We start from the raw sequence: 21,852 nt of genomic DNA on the forward strand, positions 1-21,852 counted from the left end.
GCCCCAAGTGGGGGAGATGTCCGGCAGGACAGAGGGGGGCGCTGTCCTGGGCGCTGTCCCGCCAGACGGTCGACTTTTCATCGCCGATCGCCAACGTCCGGCGGCCGCCAGCCATAGAGCCAGTCGAGATCGGCCGCGAGCTTTTCCGGCGAGCGCCACTTCAGGAACAGGTTGCGCGCGACCGCCACCGGCCCCGCTGCATGCCAGGCGAGCCGGTTGACCGCACCGCGGCGGGCGACCTTGGCGATGCGCGGGCGGCGCATCTTCTCCCAGGCGGCAAGCGCGCCCCCGGGATCGGCAGGCGACGCGGCGACAAAGCCGGCAAGGGTTGCGGCATCCTCGATCGCCATCGCCGCGCCCTGCGCCGCAAACGGCGTCATCGCATGCGCCGCGTCGCCGATCAGGGCGATGCCGGCGGGCGTCGTCCATGGCTGTCCTTGGTCGACCGTATGGATCGGCCATGCGGTCCACGGGCCGGCATCCTCGGCAAGCCGGGCCAGTGCTGCCGTCGTGCCACGCATGGCGCCGGCGAGGATACTGGGGTCGGCGCGGCCCGACCAGCCCTCGGCGATGATCTCGCCCCTGGTGAAGGCGGCCAGGTTGAACGCCGTGCCGTTGCTGACCGGATAGGCGACGAGGTGGAAGCCGGGATGCAGGAAGGTAGTCACGCAATTGGCGGCGCCGACCGCCGCAAGCGCTTCTCCCGCGACACTGTCTGCATTGATCGTAGTGCGCCAGGCAAGCTCGCCCGAAAACCGGCTTTTGGCCGGAAGCCCGCCAAAAGCGCGGATCGTTGACCAGACGCCGTCGGCGCCGATCAACAGAAAGCCGTCGGCTTCGACCGTCTTGCCGGCAATCTCGACTGTTGCCGTGGTATGGCGCGGTCCTGTGGCGACGCCCCTGACGCGCGCGCCGGTGGCGAGACTGATGTCCGGCTGCTCGGCAAGGCGCGCCATCAGCGCGTCTTGCAGATCGGCCCGATGAGCGACGAGATAGGGCGCCTGCCAGCGCCTTTCGGCTGCTTCGCCAAGCGGCACCCGCGCCAGCTCACGCAGCGTGGCGGCGTCCTTGAGCACGACCGCCTCCGGCCGCACCGCCGCCGGCAACAGCCGGTCGAGCACGCCGAGCTGGCGAAGGATGCGCGTCGCGTTGGGTGAGAGCTGGATGCCGGCGCCGGCCGCTTCGAGGCGCGGCGCCTGTTCGAACAGCCGCACCAGATAGCCGCGCTCGGAAAACGCCAGTGCCGCGGTCAGTCCAGCGACGCCGGCTCCGGCGATAACGACCTGCCGGGACCGGGTGTCGTCCATGGGATGGTGTGCGCGTCAGGCGGCCTGGTCGATATACAGGCATCCGGCAGGCTGCGTTTCCGTCGCCTTCAGCTTTGGCGAATAGCGAAAAAGCGTCGAGCAATAGGGGCAGACCTTTTCATTGTCGTCGCCCATGTCGAGAAACACATGCGGATGGTCGAAAGGCGGGTTGGCGCCGGTGCACATGAATTCCTTGACGCCGATGTCGATTGCCGGATAGCCCGCATCGTTCTGGAAATGGGGAATGGAACCGCCTGCCATCGTCGTCTCCTGCATTTGCCGCATGACCCGGAGCATGCGCAAAATCAAAATTCCACCGCGTCCTTGGCGCGCGCAAAGGACGCGCCGCCCTGTAGCCTGGATTGCATCTGGATCATAAGCTGTCTCTTTGCAAGATCGATGAAATCAAACTGTCGTAAAAGCCTGTCACAGGATAAGCTAAGCCGGTTAAGGCATGGCCCCGAAACCGAATTCGGTTTCGCCGGGGATCATGCGTGGCTTATGAGTGGTAGAGCGTCTTTGCGCGTCCGCAAAGACGCGCGGCGCTGTGGCCAGCGGGTGCGAAACGAGCAGGAATCATGAACGAACTAAAGCCGGTGCAGAGCGAATTCACCACTGTCGAGGTGGCGAGCCCAGAGGGCGGCAACCCCGACCGGTTCGTCAACCGCGAGTTTTCCTGGCTGCAATTCAACCGCCGCGTCCTCGAGGAATCGCTGAACGCCAATCATCCGCTGCTCGAGCGGGTCCGCTTCCTGTCGATTTCGGCTGCCAATCTCGACGAGTTCTTCATGGTCCGCGTCGCCGGTCTCGCCGGCCAGGTTCGCGAAGGCATCACGCTGAAGAGCCCGGACGGCCGCACCCCCGAACAACAGCTGGAACAATTGCTGCGCGAGGTCGAGCGCCTGCAGGAGGACCAGCAGAAAAGCCTATCCGCGCTGATGCTGCTGCTCGACAAGGAAGGCATCGAGAGCATCAGCCGCGATGCGCTGACCAAAGACGAGAAGACCTGGCTCGAGGATCATTTCCAGGAGCAGGTGTTTCCGGTGCTCACACCGCTTTCGATCGACCCGGCGCATCCGTTCCCGTTCATTCCCAATCTCGGCTTCTCGATGGCACTGCAACTGCGCCACCGCAGGAATGGCGAGGAGATGAGCGCGCTGTTGCGTCTGCCGGTGGCGCTGAAGCGCTTCATTCGCTTGCCTGACCGCAAGTATCATGTCCGCTTCATTCCGCTGGAAGAAGCGGTCGGCCTCTATATCGGCAAGCTGTTCCCCGGCTACGAGGTCAAGGGCTCCGGTACGTTCCGCATCATCCGAGACAGTGACATCGAGGTCGAGGAGGAGTCCGAGGATCTCGTGCGCCTGTTCGAGACGGCGCTGAAACGTCGTCGTCGCGGCTCGGTCATCCGCATCGAATTCGACAAGCTGATGCCGGCCGAATTGCGCGAGTTCGTCGCCGGCGAGCTTGGCGTCTCGTCGAGCCGGATCAGCGTGCTCACCGGTCCGCTGGCGCTCAGTCAGATTTCCGAGATCGTCGCCATCGCCCGCGACGACCTCAAGTTCAAGCCTTACAATCCGCGCTTTCCCGAACGTATCCGCGAGCACGGCGGCGACTGTTTCGCCGCCATCCGCGAGAAGGACATCATCGTTCATCACCCCTACGAATCCTTCGACGTGGTGGTGCAGTTCCTGCGTCAGGCGATGGCCGATCCGGAAGTGGTGGCGATCAAGCAGACGCTCTATCGCACTTCGAACGACAGCCCGATCGTGCGCGCTTTGGTCGACGCGGCGGAGGCCGGCAAGTCGGTGACCGCGCTGGTCGAGCTCAAGGCGCGTTTCGACGAGGAAGCCAACATCCGCTGGGCGCGCGACCTCGAGCGCGCCGGCGTTCAGGTCGTGTTCGGTTTCCTCGAACTGAAGACCCACGCGAAAATGTCGCTGGTGGTGCGGCGCGAGGACGGCAAGCTGCGCAACTACGTGCATCTCGGCACCGGCAACTACCATCCCGTCACCGCGCGCATCTACACCGACCTGTCCTTCTTCACCACCGCTCCGACAATCGCCCGCGATGTCGCCCAGTTGTTCAACTTCATCACCGGCTACGCCGAGCCAACCGAGGAGATGCGGCTGGCCATCTCGCCGTTCACGCTGCGCAAGCGCATCCTCAAGCACATTTCGGACGAGATTGCCCATGCGCTGGAGGGCAGGCCGGCTCGCATCTGGATGAAGATGAATTCGCTGGTCGACCCGATCATCATCGACGCGCTCTATGACGCCAGCCGCGCCGGCGTCGAGATCGATCTCGTCGTGCGCGGCATCTGCTGCCTGAGGCCCCAGGTGCCGGGCCTGTCGGAAAACATAAGGGTCAAGTCGATCGTCGGCCGCTTCCTCGAACACAGCCGCATCTATTGTTTCGGCAACGGCCACGGATTGCCGTCGGACGGGGCGGTCGTCTACATCTCATCGGCCGACTTGATGCCGCGCAATCTCGACCGCCGCGTCGAAACCATGGTGCCGATCACCAATCCAACGGTGCATGAACAAGTCCTCGGCCAGATCATGCTGGGCAACATCATGGACAACCAGCAAAGTTTCGACGTATTGGCTGACGGAACCTCCCGGCGCGCCACGCTTGAGGAGGGCGAGGAACCGTTCAACGCGCAGGAATATTTCATGACCAATCCGAGCCTTTCCGGACGCGGCGATGCGCTGAAATCGCATGCGCCCAAGCGCATCGCGCAGTTCAAGCGCCGCAAGAAAAACGGCGCAGCGACCGGCTGATGATTTCAACGTCCCAGGGCCGGCTTCAGGACCGCCGACCGCTGTCCATCATCGACATCGGCTCGAACTCGATCCGTCTTGTCGTCTATGAGGGGCTGGCGCGCTCGCCGACTACGCTGTTCAACGAAAAGATGCTGGCCGGCCTCGGTCGCGGCATCGTCTCGACCGGAAAGCTCGATCCCGAGGCGGTGACCCGCTCGATGGAGGAGTTTCGGCGTTTCCGCGCGCTGTCCGAGCAGGCCGGCGCCGATCGTATGTATGTGCTGGCGACCGCCGCCGCCCGCGAGGCGGTCAACGGCCCCGATTTCATCCACCGCGCTGAAGATGTGCTCAAGACCCAGGTCCAGGTGCTGAGCGGGCGCCAGGAAGCCCACTATTCCGCGCTTGGCGTTATTTCCGGCTTCCACCCGGCCAACGGCATCGCCGGCGACCTCGGCGGCGGCAGCCTCGAGCTGGTCGACGTCGACGGCGAGGCAATCGGCGACGGCATCACGCTGCCGCTGGGCGGCCTTCGCCTGCAGGACATGGCCAAGAACTCGCTGGCCCAGGCGGCAAAGATAGCGCGCGACGAGCTCGCGAGGGCAAAGCTGCTGAAAGGCGGGCAGGGCAGGCCGTTCTATGCTGTCGGCGGCACGTGGCGAAACCTCGCTCGGCTGTACATGGAGATGACCAGCTATCCGCTGAGCGTCATGCACCATTACGAGATCGGCGTCGACAGCGCTGCGAACTTCCTCAAGCAGGTCGCCAAGGGCGAGATCGAGAAGATAAGGGGTATCGAGGGCGTCTCGAAGAACCGCCGCTCGCTGCTGCCTTATGGCGCCATCGTGCTGCAGGAGATCATGGCGGCGATGCAGCCGTCCAAGATCATCGTCTCGGCGCTGGGCGTGCGCGAGGGCTTTCTCTATTCGCTGCTCAGCAAAGCTGAGCAGAAGGCAGATCCGCTGATCTCGGCCTCGGAGGAACTCGCCCGGCTGCGTTCGCGCTCGGTCACCCACGCGCATGAGCTTGTCGAGTGGACGGGCAAGACCTTCGCCGCCTTCGGCATCGAGGAGACGGTCGACGAGGCGCGTTACCGCCAGGCCGCCTGCCTGCTTGCCGACATCGGCTGGCGCGCGCATCCCGAATATCGCGGCAAGCAGTCGCTCAACATCATTGCCCACGCCTCCTTCATCGGCGTCGACCATCCCGGCCGCGCATTCCTGGCGCTGGCCAACGCCTACCGTCATGAGGGCATCTTCAACGAATCGATCGCGCCGGAAATCAAGGCACTGGCGACGCCGCGCTATATCGAGCGCGCCCGCGTGCTGGCCGCCGCGATGCGCGTCGTCTACCTGCTGACGGCGGCAATGCCGGGCGTCATGCCGCGGCTGAAATGGCAGAGCCGCGGCAATGGCGTGCTTGCGCTGGTGCTGCCGGCGCCGCTGGCCGATCTTTACGGCGAGCGGCCGGCCGGGCGACTGGCGCAGCTGGCGAGGGTCACCAATCGCCGGCTGGTGCTGGCGGTCGAGGGCGGCCGCAATATGCCAGCCAAGTAATCTGGCTCGGTCAAATAATTCGGCTCAATCCGGCAGCTTGTCTCGGTCAAGTCGTTTCAGCGCCGATCCGAAGTATCCGCCCGTCGATCGAGTAGGCGCCGGCGCCTGCCATTGCCAGCGCCAGAAAACCGCCTGATAGGGCGATGTCCTTCATCAGCATCTGCGAATGCATGAAGGTCAGCGTCGGATCGTCGCCGCCCTGGCCATAGTGGCCGATGAAGCCTGCCGCGATGCAGAAAGCGGCAAGCAGGAGCGCCACGATCGGTGTCTTGAGGCCGACGAGGATGAGCAGGCCGGCGATCAATTCGAACAGCCCCGTCGCCCAGGCGGCAAGCGTCGGCAGCGGCAGTCCGAGGCCGGCAAAATAGCCTGATGTGCCGGCAATGTCGGTAAGCGCGTGAAAGCCCGACGGAACGAATAGAGCGGCGAGCAGCAGTCGGGAAAGCAGAAGCAGCGCATCGCGCGGCATTGGTCACCTCCGATGTCGGCCAGCCGGTTGGCTTCACCCCGACATCTCGATCCTAGCAGAAAGTGCGGCCGGCTGATCGACGGGCATAAACCGACAACGAAAAAGGGACGCGGAAAATTCCGCGCCCCCTGATGCAAATCGTTTGCCGCAAATCGTTCCTGGACCGCTTCAGCCGCGCTTGGCGTCGACCGAATAGGCGCCGGCGCCCGAGGAAGCCAGCACGAGGAAGCCGCCGGCAATCGCCAGGTTCTTCATGAAGCTGATCATCTGCATCTGATCGGCCCAGCCGGTGTGGGCGACCAGTCCCGTGGCGACGGTGAAGATTGCCAGCACCCAGGCGGTGATCCGGGTCTGAAAGCCGATGAGGATGGCGAGACCGCCGAGCAACTCGATCAGGCCGACGACAATCGCCGTCACGGTCGGCATCGGCAGACCCATGCTGCCGAAGTAACCGGCGGTGCCGGCGATCGCAGTGAGCTTGCCGAAACCGGAAAGCACGAAGATGACCGAAAGCAGGATACGGCCGAGCAGGATGGTGCCCGAGGCGTTGGAAGCGGCGTTGGAAACGGTGCCGGAACCGGCAACGGACGTGTTGGTGGACATGATGGGTTCTCTCCGGAAGGGGTTGTGGTGCCTATCCACATAGAGCAGGGCGACTGTTCACCAAAGATGCAGATTTGGTTACAGATTGTTCACCGCAGTAAAGTTTTTGCGATCGGCACCAAATTATCCCGGATGCCGGGACGTCATCCCGGATGACCTTACGTCATCCCGGATGCGTCATCTCCTCCGGCCGCACCAAGCGGTCGTAGTCGGCTTCGCTGACCAGCCCGGTGGCAAGCGCTTCCTCACGCAAGGTTGTGCCGTTCTTGTGAGCGGTCTTGGCGATCTTGGCGGCGTTGTCGTAGCCGATGGTCGGCGCCAGTGCTGTCACCAGCATCAGCGAACGGTCGAGGGCGGCCTTGATATTGTCTTCCCGCGCCTCGATGCCGACGACGCAATTGTCGGTGAACGAGATTGAGGCGTCGGCGAGCAGCTGCACCGACTGCAGGAAATTGTAGGCCATCAGCGGGTTGTAGACGTTGAGCTCGAAATGCCCCTGGCTGCCGGCGAAGGTCACGGCCGCATTATTGCCGAACACCTGGATGCAGACCTGGGTCATCGCCTCGCACTGGGTGGGGTTGACCTTGCCCGGCATGATCGACGAACCCGGCTCGTTTTCCGGCAGTGACAGTTCACCAAGGCCGGAGCGCGGGCCGGAGCCGAGCAGACGAATGTCGTTGGCAATCTTGAACAGGGCGCCGGCGCAGGCGTTGATGGCGCCATGCGAGAACACCATGGAATCATGCGCCGCCAGCGCCTCGAACTTGTTTGGCGCGGTGACGAAGCCGATGCCGGTGATCGCGGCGATGCGATCCGCCACTCTCTCGGCAAAGCCGACCGGCGCGTTGAGGCCGGTGCCGACGGCCGTGCCGCCTTGCGCCAGTTCCTGCAGGCCGGGAAGCGTCATCTCGATGCGTTTGATCGAGGAGGCGACCTGTGCGGCATAGCCTGAGAATTCCTGGCCAAGGGTGAGGGGCGTCGCGTCCTGCGTGTGGGTGCGGCCGATCTTGACGATGTGGGCGAATGCCTTGGTCTTGGCCTCCAGCGCCGCGTGCAAATGCCTGAGCGCGGGGAACAGGTCGTGCACGATGCGCTCGGCGCAGGCGATGTGCATGGCCGTCGGATAGGTATCGTTCGACGACTGGCTCATATTGACGTGGTCGTTGGGATGCACCGGTTTCTTCGACCCCATGACACCGCCCAGCAGTTCGATCGCCCGGTTGGAGATCACCTCGTTGGCGTTCATGTTGGATTGCGTGCCCGAGCCGGTCTGCCAGACGACCAGCGGGAAATGATCGTTCAGCTTGCCGTCGATCACTTCCTGAGAGGCTTCGATGATCGCCTTGCCGATGGCCGGGTCGAGCCGCTTCAGCTCCATGTTGGTTTCGGCCGCCGCCCGCTTGACGATGCCGAGCGCGCGAACGATCGACGCCGGCTGCTTTTCCCAGCCGATTTTGAAATTGCCCAGCGAACGCTGCGCCTGCGCGCCCCAGTAACGATCGGCGGCGACCTCGATGGGACCGAACGTGTCGGTTTCGGTTCTGGTCTCTGGCGCGCTCACATGTCTCTCCGGTCTGTAGAATTCGGCACCGGCGTATCGCGTTGCACAAATGGCTTCAAGCGGAGATTGCGGGCGGCAAGAATGCAAATCGGTTGAAGGAGCGCAGGGGAAGAAGGAAGAAGCGCGCCTCTCACCGCCCAAGCAGCGACTGTGAGGTTGGAGATAGGCGCAAGGTCTCGGTCGATCTAGCCAGACATGACTGGGCCTTCCGCTCGAATGCCTGCCACTCCGGGGAACTGGCAAGGACTGCCTCGTGGCGGGCATGGGCGTCCGCGCTGTCGAAGGCGGCGACGCTGATGAAGATGTTTTCGCCTGATCGAACCGGCAGGCGGGGAAAGCTGTTTTCGGCATGCTCGGAGACAAACGCAGCAAATGGCCGCACGCCATGTGCCGCCAACACGGGAATCGCATCGGCTTCGAAGCGGCTGGTGAAGTCGGTTTCGGCGCCGGGCCGCAGATGATGAATCTCGATAACAGCAATATTCGACAAGCGTCTGTCTCTGCTTGATTTTTCGTGACCCGGCAAGGCCGCCCGTTGCGCGCCCGACAGATCGAAGCCGGCGCCTGGCCATGCCGGTTTCAGCAACAGCACGTCGTCGGAGGAAATCATCGTGGCGTTGGCGGCGTCGCGCCAGGCCGCCCATACGGGTCCCTCGTAGAAAGCGGTCAGTGCATTTTTCCGCGCTTCCATACCGTCGAAGCCGCGCAGCCAGATGAACATGTCAGGCCGGTCGAGATCGCGAAACTGGCCGATGATCGTCATCCCTGCCGCTTCCTGACCTTCAATCAGATGACCGTCGAAGATGTCGATCAGCGTGTCGCGCCGGCCAGGTTTCAGCGTGTATTGCCTGAGTTCGACGACCGGCGAGGCGTTGAGGCCGGATTTCGACGCGGCATTCAGGGGCAGGCTCATCGCGCAATCTCAAAAACAGGGCATTCGTCCTGTTTTATAAACAGACCGGTTGTCCTGTTTTGTTAATCTGCTATCGTTGGAAAATGTCAGCAGAGATGACGGCTCGCCCAAAGGTGCGGCCCGGGAAACGGACCAACGACCCGGAAGGCCTGCGCAAACGTGTGCTCGATGTCGCCGAAGCCTCCTTTCAGGCGCGCGGCTACCACGCTTCCAGCCTGGGCGACTTGATGGCCGCGGCAGGCGTCACCGGCGGCGCGCTGCATCATCACTTCCCGACCAAGAAGGCGCTGGCCCTGGCGGTGATCGAGGAGCGGGTCGCCGCGGCCGTCGAAACAACATGGATCGCGCCGGTGCAGGCGGCAGGCTCGACGCGCGAGGGCGTCCGCAGCGTGTTCGAGGCCGTGGCAGCGGAACTGGAGCAACAGGGTTTCGTGCGCGGCTGCCCGCTTAACAACCTGGCGCATGAACTGTCGCTTGCCGATCCGGATTTCCGCACCGCCCTTGCCGGCATCTTTTCGGCGTGGCGCCAGGCGATCGCCGACAAGGTCAGGGCCGACCAGCAGGCGGGCAGGGAGCAGGACACCGATCCGCAGCGTTTCGCGGCACTCGCGGTCGCCACCTATTCCGGCGCCATGTCGATGGCCAAGACGACGCAGGACTCTGCTGTGCTGCGCGATTGCCTGAACGCGCTGGAGCAGGGAGTTTCCTCAGCAAGAGCGAAGCGACGTCGCAGGGTGCTGCGGCAGTACAAAGCCTTTTGATGCCGGAGCGCCAGTCGCCCTCTGCCCTGCCGGGACTTAATTCGGCAGCGGTTTGATGACCTCGTAGCCGACCACGCTTTCGGCGTTGGTGCCCTCGTCGTAGCGCCTGGCCAGAACGGCCTGCAGGTCGGGCGCGTAGAGCGCGGTGAATTCATCCAGGGTCTTGCCGGCCTCGCTCTTGATCGTCTGCCTGACGGCGAGCACGTTGTATTTGCAGTCGCCCAGGCTGAACGTCTCTTTGCCTTTGACGTTGATCTCGAGCGTCTCGGTGCCCTTCGGCTGTTTGTTTGCAGCGAGGCGGACGAAAACGGTCTTGCTTTTCGCCCCGGCCTTGAGCGGAAACAGCTTTCTGAGATCCGAAAACGGGATCATCGCAAGCTGACCGGTGTCGCTGTCGCGAAACACCTCGATCAGACCGCCGAATAGAAACTGCGTCTGCGGCGATTGGGATTGGTATTCGTTGGCGACCGACACCATTCCACCCGCCGCCGGTCGAAACTCGCTGTGGATGCCGGGCCTTTCGAGAATGAATCCGGCCTTGGCGGCTTTGGCGTCGATGCACTCGGCACCATGAGCGGCGCTCGCCAGGATGGTAAGTGCCGTCGCGATGGATATAGTCTTCATAGCGTTTGCCCGCGCAAGTTGAGTCCTGACCTGAAGCAATGCCAGACCTGCGGCAGCGTGTCGACATACCGTTCGCGGCAACTGGACGAAGAGGCGCCGGCTGTGCTGAATTTCACGCGATGAATCGCATCTCGGCAGGATCACTCTCCCGGCGCAGCTTCCTGACGCAGGGAGCAGGGTTGGCCGCGGCCGGCGTCCTTGCGCGACCGGCGCTCGGACAGACCGGGCAGCGCATTGCGCCTGTCGACGCCACCTTCCTGTTCGTCGCCGATATCCATGCCTGCCGCATGGCCGGCGGTCTGAGCCCCAATTGCCAGCAGGAAGGCAAGACCGACGCCGCCTTGCTGCGCAGTGTCGCCGCGTTGAACGCCATTGGCGAGAAGCGCTGGCCGGCCGAAATCAACGGCATCGCCACCGGTCTGCGCTCGGCCGGCAGCCGTATCGGCACGCCGTTCGGCCTCGTCGTCGGCGGCGACATGACCGATGACGGCGGCGGCCAAGTCATCCAGCCCAGCGAGGGCACGCAGTTGCTCCAGTTCAGCCAGCGTTACCAGCAGGGCGTCGGCCCCGATCGCGTGCATGTGCCGGTCTATGTCGGCCTCGGCAACCACGATCTCGACCAGAACGGCCCGCCAAACCACGTCGACTGGTACCGCCGCGAAATGCGCGACTATGTCGAGGTCAACCATCGCCCCGGCGTGTTCTTCAAGCCGCCGGTGCCGGTGACCAGTTACGATGTCGACACCGACTGCTACTCGTGGGACTGGGGCGGCCTGCATCTCGTCCAGACGCACCGTTTCGCCGGCGACACCGGCCACGGCGCGCTCTCCAGCCTGCCATGGCTGAAGCAGGATCTGGCGACCTATGCAGCGGACGGCCGCCCCGTCATCCTGTTCCAGCACTATGGCTGGGATGTTTTCTCGATCGAACGGTGGGATGCCGCCAAAGGAACCTTCGACGATGACGGCGCTGGTGCGCCGCACTGGTGGAGCGAGCCGGACCGGCAGGCGCTGCTGGCGGCGCTGAAGGGCTACAACGTGATCGGCGTCTTTCATGGCCATCAGCACGAGACAGCGATGATCTACCGCGGCGATGGGCTCGACCTGTTCAAGCCGAAGGCCGCTTATATGGGCGGCTTCGCGCTGGCGCGGGTGAGCGGCGACAGCATGGACGTGGCGCTTGGCGAAGCCATTGGCGACAATGGCGAGGTCGCCTTCACCAACGTTTTCTCAAAGCGCCTGAACTTCTAGCGGCAACTGAAGCGGACAGCGGACCGCTAAGCCGCTTTCCTCATCGCTATTGAAACACCAGCGCAGGGTTCAGATCACCTTCCTGAGCTTGTCCTTGATGTCGCCATAGGCCTTCTGCATTTTGCCGGCGATCTTGTCGGCCACGCCTTCAGCCTGGACGCGCCTGTTGCCGGTGGCCTTGCCGGCGGCTTTCTTCACCGAGCCCTTGAGCTGCTTGGCTAGGCCCGCAACCTGACTCTTGTTCACCATGGCCGCATCTCCCGGAATCAATCTGCTGTTTGGGAAACGGGCAGCTGGGTTTTCGGTTCCGGAGCCTTGCTTCGTCGGTCAATCAACAGGCCACGGCCTTTGGCCCTGACCGCAATGGCGATCGCTACCCGGCATAAAAGAACGCCCCTCGCGCGTTTTATTGCACGGGAGGCGTCCTTTGTGTCAGCCTTTCCTGAGATTGCTCTCATGAACTGCTGGCGATATTTAAAATGCATGGATGCCAAGATGGTTCCCGGCATGGCGCGATTTTTTTTAACAGCTGGCGCTGGGCCCGGTTCTAGGTGTCAGATCCGCCATCGAATTGCCTGCGCAGCCAGCGTGCCGCCATCGGCCCGCCGACGACGAAAGCAAAAAATTGACACGACGCCAAAAGAAGTCTAGAAGCAATTCGTCGATATTTGTTTGACCGACTTTTGTTATCCGCGTGTCCAGGCGCGCCTTTGACGAACTTCCCCCATCAAAATCGAGACAAACGCTGTTGTGCATTCGCATGACGGCGAACGAATATTTGCCACGGAAAGGGTTCGTTATGAGCACAGGCACAGTTAAATGGTTCAACGCCACCAAGGGTTTCGGTTTTATTCAGCCTGACGACGGCTCGGCCGACGTTTTTGTCCACATCTCGGCCGTAGAGCGCGCCGGAATGCGCGACATCGTCGAGGGCCAGAAACTCGGCTACGAGATGGTCCGCGACAACAAGTCGGGCAAGATGTCCGCCGATCAGTTGAAGGCGGCCTAAACGGAATTCAGCCTCGCCGGTGACCACGGATGTACTGGCACCGGTGAACGGCTAATTCCAGCGCATGACCCCGGAAACATCAGTTTCCGGAAAGGATCATGCGCAGAATGAGCAAGTGCACACGCGCCTTCAACCGGACGCGCGGCGCGCCAGCGGAGGTCAGGCAATGCCTGGCCTTTTGCGTTTCGGGCGCTGCAAAAGTTCGAAAAGAGCACCGCGCGTTCGCTTGAACGTGCTAAGGATGTTCCAGCAATTTGAAACCGACTGCCGTATTGCTTTGTGCGTGATCCTGGTCGAAAGACCGGTCTCGCCATTTTCGGCATTACGCTCCGAACCGGGAGAAAGACCTTGACCGCCACTTCGAAGAAATCCCGCGACCAGGCCGAATCCATCTTTAGCAAGACCCAGACCCAGTCCATGTCGCTCAACCGCATTATTTCCGAGCAGGATGCTGTCAGCCAGGCACGGGAAGCCAAGACCGCGCGGCTGCGCGAACTACGCCTGGAAAAGGAAGCCGACGAGCTGGCTGCGGCCGCCGCGCTCGCGGCCGCGCCGAAGCGCGTGGGCAAACGCTGATGGCCACCAAGCGCGTCCCGCAAAACGCGATCGCCGCCGATTCGACCATCGCTGATGTCGTGGGAGAGCTCGACAAGCCGGTCGAATATGTCCGGCGCGTCCTCGAAAAGCTCGAGCGCTGCAGGCGCGCCCATGGCGATGCCCAGGTCAGGCTCGGCGTGCGTGGCCGCTCCGAATGCCCGAATTATCTGATCGAGTATGTCCGCGAAAATGCCAAGACCCATGAGCGCGTCACCCATCAGGATGCCGCCTATAGCGGCAGCACGCATCGCGAACTGGCACCCCGGCACATCGAGGAGGCCAGGAACTGGTCGCCCGAGGAAATGAACATCACGGCGGTCTCGGCGCTGATCGGCCGCCTTCGCAACCCGAATGCGCCATCATCGCGTTTCTCCGACGAGGATTGATATGGCCATTAAATTTTCCGCCAAGGATCAGCCGGCAGCACCCACTGCCACCGCAAAGCTGGCCAAGCCGGCCGCCGCGCCGAAAGCCGATGTCGCCGCCGAGGCAGCGACCGATCTGTTCAAGTCGCCGGCGGACGTGGCGTCGCGCAAGACCAGGAAGAAGAAATAGCGTCCTTGCCGCGAAGCGCCGACCTGAATCCCGTTGCCCCAGGGCTGCTCGCCTTGGCGAGCGCCGGGAATTTTTCGTTACTGGAGGAGCGCGCCGCGCCTCTCTTCGACTGCCAGAGCTGCGGCGCCTGCTGTTCCTATTCATCCGAATGGCCGCGCTTCTCGACCGAAGATGACGCGCAGCTCGACCGGATCCCGCAGGACTATGTGGCTGCCGACGAAGCCGGCATGCGCTGCGACGGCGTGCGCTGTTCGGCACTTTCCGGCGAGGTCGGCAAGTCGACCATTTGTGGCATCTACGACGTCCGGCCGGACGTCTGCCGCGCCTGCATGCCCGGTGGCGACGACTGCCTGATGGCGCGCAAGGCACATGGCCTGCCGGCGCTGTGATAACGGGCCTCGATAGGTCTCAGTTTGAATTTCCACCTCGGGTGGGAAGCCGCCATTCCTGGTCGCTCGGCTGTGGAATGCCAGCGCTCTGCGGCCAGCAGGCCATCGGATGCGTCGAGTAGAGATGGGCGGCTCAGTCGTTCCTCACTGAGTCAGCGTGTTTTTGTAGATCAGGCCGTCCTTCATGATGATTTTGAAGTTGTTGGCAGGATCGGCCACCAGGTCGAGGTTCTCCAGCGGATTGCCTTCGACGAGCAGGAGGTCGGCGAGCGCGCCCTCTTCGATCACGCCGAGCTTTCCCGGATAGGGATTGCGAAGGCCCGACAGCGCGAGCAGCTCGGCATTGGTCCCGGTCGCCATGACGAGCGCTTCGGCAGGCGTGTACCAACGCACAAGCGACGCCAGGATTGCTCCCTGCTGCTTCGCCAGCGCGCGGGAGAACAGGACATCGGTGCCCCATGCCGTCTTGATCTTGTATTTCTTCGCGAGTTCGTAGGTCCTGCCGATGCCCGGCCACACCTCATCGGCCTTGGCTCGCTCGACCGAACCCTCTTGGAGGCCTGTCCTCATCAATTCGGGAAGCGGCTGCAAGCTCAGCCAAACGTCCTTTTCGGCGATCAGCTTGGCGGTTGCCTCGTCCATCAGGAAGCCGTGTTCGATGCACTTAACGCCAGCCGCGACAGCCTTCCGGATCGCATCCGAGGTGAAGGCGTGCGCGGCGACGTAGGTGCCCCAATTCTCGGCAATTTCAACGGCGGCCCGCAGTTCGGGCTCAGTGAAGGTGGTGACGTCGAGCGGGCTGTGGGGCGACGACACTCCACCGCCCGCTGTCAGCTTCAGCAGCGCGGCCCCCTGCATGAATTGCTCGCGGGCACGCAAACGCACCTCGTCGGGGCTGTCCACGACTATGCTGCCGCCGTTCCTCTCCATGGGGGTGAACAAGCCGCCGATCGTCCGAGGCAAGTCACTGAGCTGGCGGAAATCCCCATGCCCGCTGGTCACGGTGATCATGGCTCCGGACGGATAGATGCGCGGTCCCGCGATGATGCCTTGATCTATCGCGCGCTTGAGGCCGAACGCCGGCCCGCCCACGTCGCGAACGGTGGTGAAGCCGCGCATCAGCGTATCCGTCGCCTCGTCGCCGGCCGCAAGATTGGCGAAGCCGATGTCGCCCATCGCCTCTGCCGGGGTGGATGCAATCAGCATTGCGTGCCAATGCGCATCGATCAGCCCCGGCATCAGCGTTCGCCCGTTGCCGGCAATGCGCTGCGCGCCCTCGGCCGCGATGGGGCTTGTCGAAATCCGCGCGATCAGGTTGCCCTGCACCAGCACATTCGATGGGGCCGAAAGTGCAGCGCCTTTTCCGTCGAAGATGCGGACGTTTTCGAAAAGCACGTCGTCAGCAGCCGCAGTTGCGCAAAGTCCGAGCACGAGGGCTGCCGCAAGCATTTCTCTGCCTGAGCGAAGGATCATGAAAGCCGTGCGGGCAGAGAAAACGGCTGCGGCGCAGGACACGGCATGCGCCACGACCTCGCCTTTTGTCAGCTCCTGCGATCCAAAGGATTTGTGACACATGACGATTATCCTGCTTCAGGAGGAGGTGGTCACGGCGCAAGGACAAGTTCTAGCTTATACGGCATCGGGGTCAAGAAATGTTCGGGACTGGCCTCGTTCCCAGTGAAGGGTCGTGTCGAAAGTCAGGCCGATCGCGATGATGCCAGGGCTAGCAGTGCGAGGTTCGCCTTAGGAAGCGAGCAGACGAGGGAGCGCGCCCGGAATGGGTCGGAAGTCGCCGTTCGGTTCATCTGCCAGAACAAGCTCGTTGCCAAGAGCGGGATATTCGCCTTGGTCTTTCCTGCGAGGCAGCCGCCCAGAACCCAGGAGAAGGATTGGTACGGGCTACCCTGTCGCTCCAGTCTTGTCACTAGGTCGGGGCACGCGACCAGGCGCCCACTTCCGAGCGGCTCACGATCACGCTACCCGCCTCGATTTCGAGCTGCATGCGCTGTCCCAAAGTTTCAATATCGACCTCAGCGGCCGTCGCAACTCCCCGGCTCTGTATTTCCGGCAGCATCGTGACAATGAGTTCAGCGGTCTGGTGTGACCAGTCGAAACCGCTCTTGGTTCCCCCAACAACCGCCTCCAAGTGCATTGAGGGCGCGGTCAATCCAGCCGCGCGGAAAGCCGCATCGAGCTTGATACCCATATTGGTCTCGATACCGCTGCGCCGGAACGTCTCGACGATCCATCGACAGCAGTCGTCGTAGGTCGGCGCTGGCGGGCTGGATCGACAGCCGTCCCAATCCGGCTCATGGAAGACGATGGTCCCTCCAGGCCGGAGGTGACGAGCAACGCCACGCAGCATGGCCACAGCATCGGCTTGAAACATCAGAACATAGCGGCCGATCACGGCGTCGAACGGACGGTCGAACGAGAGTGCCGCGGGATCGCCTTCACGGAAGCTGACATTCTGGAGCGGATGCGCCGCCGCACGCCCCTCAGCCGCCGCAAGAGCCGCCGGAGCCCGATCTGCGCCGATGACCTGACCTTCGCTGCCAACCATCTCGGAAACCAGGAATGTAACGTCGCCCGCGCCACAGCCGACGTCGAGCACGCGCATCCCGGGTCTTATGCCCGCAGACAGCAAGATTCTTCGCGTGATCGGGTTAATGATGCCCGCCTGATGGCTGAGACGCCTGATCTCACGATCGGAATGGACGAGAATATACGGGACGTGAACGTCGACACGTGCGCCATCAGCGACTTCCATGGCTTGCCTCCCCTCATACGACTGTTCCCCAAAGGGGACATCGCGTAAGTCGACGACTATGCGTCGATGCGGCAGCCAGTCAACCAGACTGGCTGTTGACCTCAATGCGAATGTCGCTTCAGGGTCAATGCTTGAAATGAGACACTACCGGCCCCCGGGCTGGCTTGTGCCCGCGCGGTTCGCTGGCTACGCTGCCGGCAGCAGGGAACAACGCCGGAGGACCATCGTGAGCATCGAATTCTTGTTGACGTCGCTGATCGTCGTGGCTTCGCCCGGAACTGGCGTTCTCTATACGTTGAGCGCCGGACTTTCGCGTGGCGCGCGCGCCAGCATCATCGCGGCTTTTGGCTGCATGCTCGGCATCATTCCGCACATGGCGGCCGCCATCACCGGTCTGGCGGCGCTGCTGCACACCAGCGCGTTCGCCTTCGAGACGCTGAAATATCTGGGCGTCGCCTATCTGCTCTACATGGCATGGAACACGCTGAAGGAGAGCGGCAGCTTGAACGTCGGGCAGGATGTCGCGCCGCGCTCGGCCGGCAAGGTGATCACCTCTGGCATCCTCATCAACATCCTCAACCCGAAGCTGTCGATCTTCTTCTTCGCCTTCCTGCCGCAGTTCGTCAGCACCACCGAACCGCATGCGCTGTCGAAGATGCTGGAGCTCAGCACCGTCTTCATGGTTTTGACCTTCATTGTCTTTGTCGGCTACGGCATCTTCGCCGCCTCGATCCGCAGCCACGTCGTGTCGCGGCCGATAGTGCTGACCTGGATGCGCCGCACCTTCGCTGGCGCCTTCGTCGCGCTCGGCGCCAAGCTGGCGCTGGCTGAGAGGTAATCTAGCCGGCACTACCCCTTCACATAGCCCATCGCCTCGACGATCCGCCCGCTCTCGACGCGCATCAGGTTGACGCCGCGCAGCGAGTTGCCGTCGGCCATGAAATAAAATAGCGCCAGATGGAGGGCGCTCTGCGCCCGAAGATAAGAGCACGGTCGCGTGCAAGCGCGGCTGCCCGAAAAACATCAAAACGTTATCGTTAACGCCTCAAAGCGTGGTCGGTGCCGGGATGCGCACGCCCTGCACTTCGATCGAGCCGCCGAGGGCGCTGGCTCCTCGATCAAACGGTTACTATTGCGTCGATGCTGCCGTTTCAAATGACGTCGTGATCCAATCCTTACAGCGGCAGCGGCTTGCCAGCCTGCTCGGCCACCATGTACTCGGCATACCAGTCCGGCCAGTTCTCATCACGCTGGCCGCCTGTCCGCTTCTCGTGCTCGCCATGGGCCGCAGACGCACGCCGGAGCGCGGCCGCGAACTCGGCCGACGAGACAAATGTGGTGTCGTCAGCGTCGACGCGGCCGGGCGCTCGCGCAGTGACCTCCTGCAACAGCCAGACATTTCCGGACGGATCGCTGAAGGAGGCCCACGAGGAGTAGCTGCGCCGCTCAGGGTCCGGACCGCTGACACGGCCTTCACGGCCGGCATAGTGGTACACCTCGCTCACGTCGACACCGCGATCGGCGAGTTCGGCGCGCGCTGCCTCGATGTCTGACACGACGAGCTCGCCAACGCTTTCGAGGACATCGAGCTCGACCCGGGCATAGGGCCCTGGGGTGACCCCTGAGCCGAAGACTATCGAACAGGGGGAGCCCGGAGGCGTAAACTGGATGACACGAAATTCGTCGCCTGTGATGTCGGCGTCGAGCCTCCAACCCAAGCCGCCGTAAAATCGCTTGGCTCGATCGACGTCCGAAACGGGGATGACGACGACTTCGAGCTTGATGTCGACCCTTCGCGCTGACCGGGTTGCGATTGCGGCTTCGCCGCGTTCCTGAACATCATTCATGACGATCTCCTTGGGTTTGGATGCGTTGCGTTATCTTCAACGCCGCGCGCTGGCCGGTGCCCGTGGTGGCTGTTCATGCATGCAAGCGGGATTTGAGGCACGGGGCCGCACCTATGCCGCCGAACCTCGTGATGCTCTTCTGGATGTGCACATATCCGGTAACGCGAACTCGCGCCCGCTAATCCGAGATGGACTTCGCGGCGGACGAACGCGCCCTACGTTTTGGTAGGCTAGTCGCTAATCAGCAAAAAATATTGGCGACTAAATATGGTAGCATTCTTATTGTATAGCAGCAAATCAACTCCCAAAATCAAAGTCCAATCGAGGGCGAGCGAACTTCCGCTGCGGGTCATGAACACACCCTGCTGCAGAATCCGGCAAAGACCACACGTCAGCACCACCGAGCCCGCACGCACTGTCGAAGATGCTGGAGCTATCGAGCGTCTTCATGCTTTTGACCTTCGTCGTCTTTGTCGGTTACGGCATTTTCGCCGCCTCGATCCGCAGCCATGTCGTGTCGCGGCCGATAGTGCTGATCTGGATGCGCCGCACCTTCGCCGGCGCCTTCGTCGCGCTCGGTGCAAAACTGGCGCTGACCGAGCGGTAGCGCCTGTTGGCGCTACCCCTTGACGTATCCCATCGCCTCGACGATCAGCCCGTCCGCTACGCGCATCAGATTGACGCCACGAATGGAGTTGCCGTCGGCAGGCCAGTAACGCCAGCGGATCGTCGCCCGTTCACCGGCGACGAACGTCTCTTCAATATCGAAGCGCGTGCCTGGTTCGCTGGCGATCGCCGACCATAGGCCGACGCATGCCTCCCGCCCGGCATGGCGGGCGCCATCCGGCGCCGGCACGGTATTTTCGATGACGCAGTCCTCGGCCACCAGGCCCGGGAGTGCCGACGGATCATGATTTTGGAACACGTCGTTGAAGCGCCGCATGATCTCGGCCGTCTGTCTGGATCGGTCGTCGGGATGGACGACCATGATGCTATCCTGTTTCATCTCGATATCTCCTGATTTCGTTTTTCCGCAGCGGCCGTGACGAGGTCGGCCTTGAGCCTGATATCAGCGACGCCTGCCAAAGCCCGGGAAACCAGGCATGTTGCTTTCGCGGATTGGGCAAGGCGCTGGAATTCCTCGGGCGCCAGGCCCGGGATTTCGGCTTCCGTTTCAAGGTCGATGCGGGTGAGCGTCGGTCCGGCCGTGCTCGTTCCGAGATGCACCTTGGCGACGGTGTGGATCCGTACGGAGACATGACCGCCGCTGCCCAGTATGGCGCTCAGCGCCATCGAAAAGCAGCCGGCGTGCGCCGCCGCAATCAGTTCCTCGGGATTCGTGCCGGGACCGTTCTCGAAGCGCGACGGGAAGGAATAGGCACCTTCGAAGACGCCGCTGCCGAGCCGCAGCCGGCCAGAACCTTCTTTTAACGACCCTTGCCATTGGGCCTCTGCTTCACGAATGGTCATTCGTTTTCTCCTTGATGAAGTGAATATATAGACTGATCTACATATTATGTAAACCGATTGTCATATTGAGCGCAAGGCCTATAATGCTTACTCCTGACAGAGGTTGACATGGCGAACGACACCCGCATCCGCATGATCGAGGCGACGGCGCTGTTGCTGAGGCAGCGCGGCTATCACGGCACCTCGCTCAACGACATCTTGAACGCCTCCGGTGCACCAAGAGGATCGCTCTACTTTCATTTTCCGGGCGGCAAGGACCAGCTGGTCATCGAGGTGACGCGCGACAGCGTCGAAAAGGTCACGCAAACGCTGGGTGAGGCACTTGCCGCCGAGCAGGACCCAGCGGTAGCTGTCCACCACATTTACCAGTCGGTCGCGCGCATGCTGGAGGACAACCAGTTCACACTTGGCTGTCCGATCGCACCCGTGGTGCTGGACTCGCCGACTGACGTGCCGGAGCTGGCCGAACTGTGCCGGTCGGCCTTCGAGCAATGGATAGGCTTGCTGCAGGCGGCCTTCGTCAGGGCAGGGGTGCCCGAGCGCCGCGCCCGCGCCCTGGCGCTGCTTGTCGAATCATCGCTGGAGGGGCTGATGGTGATCGCGCGTGCCACCCGCGACCGCGCCCCGGTGCTGGCGGTGGCCGATGAAGTCGCCGCGCTGATTGAGGGTGCATTGCCTGCCAAAGAGGTCGCTGTAACAGCGAGCTGATATTTTATGGCCTTCATCGCATCGAAACCGGCGCGGAGCCCTGCCGATACCGCTCGGCGATTCATATTCTGCGCCGCCCCGACGCTTTGAAGTAACGGCATGGATCCATGCCGTGACAGTGGTCGAAGGAACGCGTCCGTATAGAATGCGCCCCTTGCTTGTGATCAAGCTCCTCAATCCCGACACGTCTCACGGGTCACCTCAGAGCATGATCGCCACGGTAACGAAAAAGGGCGCCTTTCGGCGCCCTTTCCGTATCTGAAGGCTGATGGATTTCCTTAGAAGTCCATGCCGCCACTCAAGCCCGCTTGCGGGCTTGAGCATTGTCAGTTCATGGGCGTGCTTTATGGATTTCTTAGAAATCCATGCCGCCCATGCCGCCCATGCCGCCGCCGCCCATGCCGCCAGGCATGCCGCCGCCAGCCGACTCCTTCTTCGGAGCCTCCGCGATCATGGCTTCGGTGGTGACCAGCAGGCCGGCGACCGAGGCCGCGTCCTGGAGAGCCGTGCGCACGACCTTGACCGGATCGACGATACCCATGGCGATCATGTCGCCATATTCGCCGGTCTGGGCGTTGAAGCCGAAGGTCGGGCCCTTGTTCTCGAGGATCTTGCCGGCAACGATCGATGCTTCCGCACCGGCGTTGGCCGCGATCTGACGGGCCGGAGCCTGCAGCGCGCGACGCACGATGGCGATGCCAGCG

The 21,852-nt window shown here is 62.7% G+C and carries 25 protein-coding genes and 1 pseudogene; 12 read left to right on the plus strand and 14 right to left on the minus strand.

All coding sequences use genetic code 11. The features are described from left to right. Positions 1 to 77: 77 nt before the first annotated feature. Together BQ8794_RS08635 and BQ8794_RS08640 are read right to left on the minus strand one after the other, a co-directional pair. On the minus strand, positions 78 to 1,307 hold the full coding sequence (locus tag BQ8794_RS08635; RefSeq protein ID WP_077375633.1) for an FAD-dependent monooxygenase: 1,230 nt from the start codon (positions 1,305 to 1,307) through the stop codon (positions 78 to 80). Positions 1,308 to 1,322: 15 nt separating this feature from the next. After that, a complete protein-coding gene (locus tag BQ8794_RS08640) occupies positions 1,323 to 1,568 on the minus strand; it encodes a zinc-finger domain-containing protein (protein ID WP_077375721.1) in 246 nt (81 codons plus the stop codon). Positions 1,569 to 1,885: 317 nt separating this feature from the next. Here BQ8794_RS08640 and BQ8794_RS08645 point away from each other — a divergent pair, with 317 nt between their 5' ends. Further along, complete coding sequence (locus BQ8794_RS08645; RefSeq protein ID WP_077375636.1) at positions 1,886 to 4,087, plus strand: RNA degradosome polyphosphate kinase; 2,202 nt, start codon at positions 1,886 to 1,888, stop codon at positions 4,085 to 4,087. Then, the gene (gene ppx / locus BQ8794_RS08650; RefSeq protein WP_077375639.1) at positions 4,087 to 5,622 is read left to right on the plus strand and encodes an exopolyphosphatase; all 1,536 of its coding nucleotides are present in this window, start codon (positions 4,087 to 4,089) and stop codon (positions 5,620 to 5,622) included. The genes BQ8794_RS08645 and ppx overlap by 1 nt, the downstream gene beginning before the upstream one ends. Before the next feature lie 46 nt (positions 5,623 to 5,668). Here the strand turns inward: ppx and BQ8794_RS08655 are convergent, their stop codons facing one another. From BQ8794_RS08655 to BQ8794_RS08670, 4 genes are all read right to left on the minus strand, one after another. Then, the gene (locus BQ8794_RS08655) at positions 5,669 to 6,091 is read right to left on the minus strand and encodes a DoxX family protein (RefSeq protein ID WP_077375642.1); all 423 of its coding nucleotides are present in this window, start codon (positions 6,089 to 6,091) and stop codon (positions 5,669 to 5,671) included. A 168-nt stretch (positions 6,092 to 6,259) separates the two neighbouring features. Further along, entirely contained in the window at positions 6,260 to 6,694 is a 435-nt protein-coding gene (locus BQ8794_RS08660; RefSeq protein ID WP_077375645.1) for a DoxX family protein, read from the minus strand. Between the two features lie 163 nt (positions 6,695 to 6,857). Continuing rightward, a complete protein-coding gene (gene fumC / locus BQ8794_RS08665) occupies positions 6,858 to 8,255 on the minus strand; it encodes a class II fumarate hydratase (RefSeq protein WP_077375648.1) in 1,398 nt (465 codons plus the stop codon). A 130-nt stretch (positions 8,256 to 8,385) separates the two neighbouring features. Continuing rightward, entirely contained in the window at positions 8,386 to 9,168 is a 783-nt protein-coding gene (locus BQ8794_RS08670; RefSeq protein WP_077375651.1) for an NIPSNAP family protein, read from the minus strand. 95 nt (positions 9,169 to 9,263) lie between these two features. On the opposite strand from BQ8794_RS08670, the gene BQ8794_RS08675 reads away from it, so the two are divergent. Continuing rightward, entirely contained in the window at positions 9,264 to 9,929 is a 666-nt protein-coding gene (locus BQ8794_RS08675; RefSeq protein ID WP_077375654.1) for a TetR/AcrR family transcriptional regulator, read from the plus strand. A gap of 36 nt (positions 9,930 to 9,965) precedes the next feature. On the opposite strand, the gene BQ8794_RS08680 is transcribed toward BQ8794_RS08675, so the two are convergent. Beyond that, on the minus strand, positions 9,966 to 10,553 hold the full coding sequence (locus BQ8794_RS08680) for a hypothetical protein (RefSeq protein WP_077375657.1): 588 nt from the start codon (positions 10,551 to 10,553) through the stop codon (positions 9,966 to 9,968). Between the two features lie 119 nt (positions 10,554 to 10,672). Here BQ8794_RS08680 and BQ8794_RS08685 point away from each other — a divergent pair, with 119 nt between their 5' ends. Continuing rightward, positions 10,673 to 11,803: a metallophosphoesterase gene (locus tag BQ8794_RS08685; RefSeq protein ID WP_167378677.1), complete on the plus strand. Its 1,131-nt coding sequence runs from the start codon at positions 10,673 to 10,675 to the stop codon at positions 11,801 to 11,803. A gap of 69 nt (positions 11,804 to 11,872) precedes the next feature. Here the strand turns inward: BQ8794_RS08685 and BQ8794_RS08690 are convergent, their stop codons facing one another. Further along, positions 11,873 to 12,052: a CsbD family protein gene (locus tag BQ8794_RS08690; RefSeq protein WP_077375663.1), complete on the minus strand. Its 180-nt coding sequence runs from the start codon at positions 12,050 to 12,052 to the stop codon at positions 11,873 to 11,875. Between the two features lie 550 nt (positions 12,053 to 12,602). On the opposite strand from BQ8794_RS08690, the gene BQ8794_RS08695 reads away from it, so the two are divergent. The 5 genes from BQ8794_RS08695 to BQ8794_RS08715 all read left to right on the plus strand — a co-directional run bounded on the left by BQ8794_RS08695 (position 12,603) and on the right by BQ8794_RS08715 (position 14,353). Continuing rightward, on the plus strand, positions 12,603 to 12,812 hold the full coding sequence (locus tag BQ8794_RS08695; protein ID WP_010915421.1) for a cold-shock protein: 210 nt from the start codon (positions 12,603 to 12,605) through the stop codon (positions 12,810 to 12,812). A 348-nt stretch (positions 12,813 to 13,160) separates the two neighbouring features. Next, on the plus strand, positions 13,161 to 13,388 hold the full coding sequence (locus BQ8794_RS08700; RefSeq protein WP_023800606.1) for a hypothetical protein: 228 nt from the start codon (positions 13,161 to 13,163) through the stop codon (positions 13,386 to 13,388). Continuing rightward, a complete protein-coding gene (locus BQ8794_RS08705; RefSeq protein ID WP_077375666.1) occupies positions 13,388 to 13,795 on the plus strand; it encodes a hypothetical protein in 408 nt (135 codons plus the stop codon). The genes BQ8794_RS08700 and BQ8794_RS08705 overlap by 1 nt, the downstream gene beginning before the upstream one ends. Before the next feature lies 1 nt (position 13,796). After that, positions 13,797 to 13,964 carry a hypothetical protein gene (locus BQ8794_RS35555; protein WP_077375669.1) on the plus strand — a complete coding sequence of 56 codons (168 nt, stop codon included), beginning with the start codon at positions 13,797 to 13,799 and terminating at the stop codon, positions 13,962 to 13,964. A gap of 5 nt (positions 13,965 to 13,969) precedes the next feature. Next, positions 13,970 to 14,353 (plus strand): YkgJ family cysteine cluster protein, encoded by a 384-nt coding sequence (locus tag BQ8794_RS08715; protein ID WP_077375672.1) that lies wholly within the window; start codon positions 13,970 to 13,972, stop codon positions 14,351 to 14,353. A 144-nt stretch (positions 14,354 to 14,497) separates the two neighbouring features. Here BQ8794_RS08715 and BQ8794_RS08720 read toward each other — a convergent pair whose 3' ends face one another. Both BQ8794_RS08720 and BQ8794_RS08725 read right to left on the minus strand, forming a co-directional pair. After that, complete coding sequence (locus BQ8794_RS08720) at positions 14,498 to 15,802, minus strand: metal-dependent hydrolase family protein (protein WP_077375724.1); 1,305 nt, start codon at positions 15,800 to 15,802, stop codon at positions 14,498 to 14,500. Between the two features lie 475 nt (positions 15,803 to 16,277). Next, positions 16,278 to 17,123 (minus strand): class I SAM-dependent methyltransferase, encoded by an 846-nt coding sequence (locus tag BQ8794_RS08725; RefSeq protein ID WP_077375727.1) that lies wholly within the window; start codon positions 17,121 to 17,123, stop codon positions 16,278 to 16,280. Positions 17,124 to 17,349: 226 nt separating this feature from the next. Between BQ8794_RS08725 and BQ8794_RS08730 the strand changes: the two genes are divergently transcribed. Next, positions 17,350 to 17,961, plus strand: coding sequence for a LysE family translocator (locus tag BQ8794_RS08730; protein ID WP_077375730.1), 612 nt, complete (start codon positions 17,350 to 17,352; stop codon positions 17,959 to 17,961). A 337-nt stretch (positions 17,962 to 18,298) separates the two neighbouring features. On the opposite strand, the gene BQ8794_RS08735 is transcribed toward BQ8794_RS08730, so the two are convergent. Continuing rightward, positions 18,299 to 18,970 (minus strand): VOC family protein, encoded by a 672-nt coding sequence (locus tag BQ8794_RS08735; protein WP_077375675.1) that lies wholly within the window; start codon positions 18,968 to 18,970, stop codon positions 18,299 to 18,301. 406 nt (positions 18,971 to 19,376) lie between these two features. Between BQ8794_RS08735 and BQ8794_RS08740 the strand changes: the two are divergent. Next, a pseudogene (locus tag BQ8794_RS08740) lies at positions 19,377 to 19,577 on the plus strand (LysE family translocator); the annotation flags it as partial. Between the two features lie 12 nt (positions 19,578 to 19,589). On the opposite strand, the gene BQ8794_RS08745 reads toward BQ8794_RS08740, so the two are convergent. Both BQ8794_RS08745 and BQ8794_RS08750 read right to left on the minus strand, forming a co-directional pair. Then, positions 19,590 to 19,976 (minus strand): nuclear transport factor 2 family protein, encoded by a 387-nt coding sequence (locus BQ8794_RS08745; RefSeq protein WP_077375681.1) that lies wholly within the window; start codon positions 19,974 to 19,976, stop codon positions 19,590 to 19,592. Continuing rightward, the gene (locus BQ8794_RS08750; protein ID WP_077375684.1) at positions 19,973 to 20,440 is read right to left on the minus strand and encodes an OsmC family protein; all 468 of its coding nucleotides are present in this window, start codon (positions 20,438 to 20,440) and stop codon (positions 19,973 to 19,975) included. Before BQ8794_RS08750 ends, BQ8794_RS08745 begins: the two co-directional genes overlap by 4 nt. Positions 20,441 to 20,548: 108 nt before the next feature. Between BQ8794_RS08750 and BQ8794_RS08755 the strand changes: the two genes are divergently transcribed. Beyond that, on the plus strand, positions 20,549 to 21,148 hold the full coding sequence (locus BQ8794_RS08755) for a TetR/AcrR family transcriptional regulator (RefSeq protein WP_077375686.1): 600 nt from the start codon (positions 20,549 to 20,551) through the stop codon (positions 21,146 to 21,148). A 355-nt stretch (positions 21,149 to 21,503) separates the two neighbouring features. On the opposite strand, the gene BQ8794_RS08760 is transcribed toward BQ8794_RS08755, so the two are convergent. Beyond that, positions 21,504 to 21,852: TCP-1/cpn60 chaperonin family protein (locus BQ8794_RS08760; protein WP_280174567.1), on the minus strand; the 349-nt coding region annotated here is incomplete at its 5' end.

Origin of the sequence: Mesorhizobium prunaredense (genome assembly GCF_900156895.1) — a bacterium.
In the GTDB taxonomy this organism is placed as follows: Bacteria; Pseudomonadota; Alphaproteobacteria; order Rhizobiales; family Rhizobiaceae; genus Mesorhizobium; species Mesorhizobium prunaredense.

What these genes read in the sequence shown, in the direction of transcription:
- BQ8794_RS08635 (WP_077375633.1), bottom strand. Translation starts at nt 1,307, where the DNA reads ATGGACGACACCCGGTCCCGGCAGGTCGTTATCGCCGGAGCCGGCGTC.
- BQ8794_RS08640 (WP_077375721.1), bottom strand. Translation starts at nt 1,568, where the DNA reads ATGGCAGGCGGTTCCATTCCCCATTTCCAGAACGATGCGGGCTATCCG.
- BQ8794_RS08645 (WP_077375636.1), top strand. Translation starts at nt 1,886, where the DNA reads ATGAACGAACTAAAGCCGGTGCAGAGCGAATTCACCACTGTCGAGGTG.
- ppx (WP_077375639.1), top strand. Translation starts at nt 4,087, where the DNA reads ATGATTTCAACGTCCCAGGGCCGGCTTCAGGACCGCCGACCGCTGTCC.
- BQ8794_RS08655 (WP_077375642.1), bottom strand. Translation starts at nt 6,091, where the DNA reads ATGCCGCGCGATGCGCTGCTTCTGCTTTCCCGACTGCTGCTCGCCGCT.
- BQ8794_RS08660 (WP_077375645.1), bottom strand. Translation starts at nt 6,694, where the DNA reads ATGTCCACCAACACGTCCGTTGCCGGTTCCGGCACCGTTTCCAACGCC.
- BQ8794_RS08670 (WP_077375651.1), bottom strand. Translation starts at nt 9,168, where the DNA reads ATGAGCCTGCCCCTGAATGCCGCGTCGAAATCCGGCCTCAACGCCTCG.
- BQ8794_RS08675 (WP_077375654.1), top strand. Translation starts at nt 9,264, where the DNA reads ATGACGGCTCGCCCAAAGGTGCGGCCCGGGAAACGGACCAACGACCCG.
- BQ8794_RS08680 (WP_077375657.1), bottom strand. Translation starts at nt 10,553, where the DNA reads ATGAAGACTATATCCATCGCGACGGCACTTACCATCCTGGCGAGCGCC.
- BQ8794_RS08685 (WP_167378677.1), top strand. Translation starts at nt 10,673, where the DNA reads ATGAATCGCATCTCGGCAGGATCACTCTCCCGGCGCAGCTTCCTGACG.
- BQ8794_RS08690 (WP_077375663.1), bottom strand. Translation starts at nt 12,052, where the DNA reads ATGGTGAACAAGAGTCAGGTTGCGGGCCTAGCCAAGCAGCTCAAGGGC.
- BQ8794_RS08695 (WP_010915421.1), top strand. Translation starts at nt 12,603, where the DNA reads ATGAGCACAGGCACAGTTAAATGGTTCAACGCCACCAAGGGTTTCGGT.
- BQ8794_RS08705 (WP_077375666.1), top strand. Translation starts at nt 13,388, where the DNA reads ATGGCCACCAAGCGCGTCCCGCAAAACGCGATCGCCGCCGATTCGACC.
- BQ8794_RS35555 (WP_077375669.1), top strand. Translation starts at nt 13,797, where the DNA reads ATGGCCATTAAATTTTCCGCCAAGGATCAGCCGGCAGCACCCACTGCC.
- BQ8794_RS08720 (WP_077375724.1), bottom strand. Translation starts at nt 15,802, where the DNA reads ATGCTTGCGGCAGCCCTCGTGCTCGGACTTTGCGCAACTGCGGCTGCT.
- BQ8794_RS08725 (WP_077375727.1), bottom strand. Translation starts at nt 17,123, where the DNA reads ATGGAAGTCGCTGATGGCGCACGTGTCGACGTTCACGTCCCGTATATT.
- BQ8794_RS08735 (WP_077375675.1), bottom strand. Translation starts at nt 18,970, where the DNA reads ATGAATGATGTTCAGGAACGCGGCGAAGCCGCAATCGCAACCCGGTCA.
- BQ8794_RS08745 (WP_077375681.1), bottom strand. Translation starts at nt 19,976, where the DNA reads ATGAAACAGGATAGCATCATGGTCGTCCATCCCGACGACCGATCCAGA.
- BQ8794_RS08750 (WP_077375684.1), bottom strand. Translation starts at nt 20,440, where the DNA reads ATGACCATTCGTGAAGCAGAGGCCCAATGGCAAGGGTCGTTAAAAGAA.
- BQ8794_RS08755 (WP_077375686.1), top strand. Translation starts at nt 20,549, where the DNA reads ATGGCGAACGACACCCGCATCCGCATGATCGAGGCGACGGCGCTGTTG.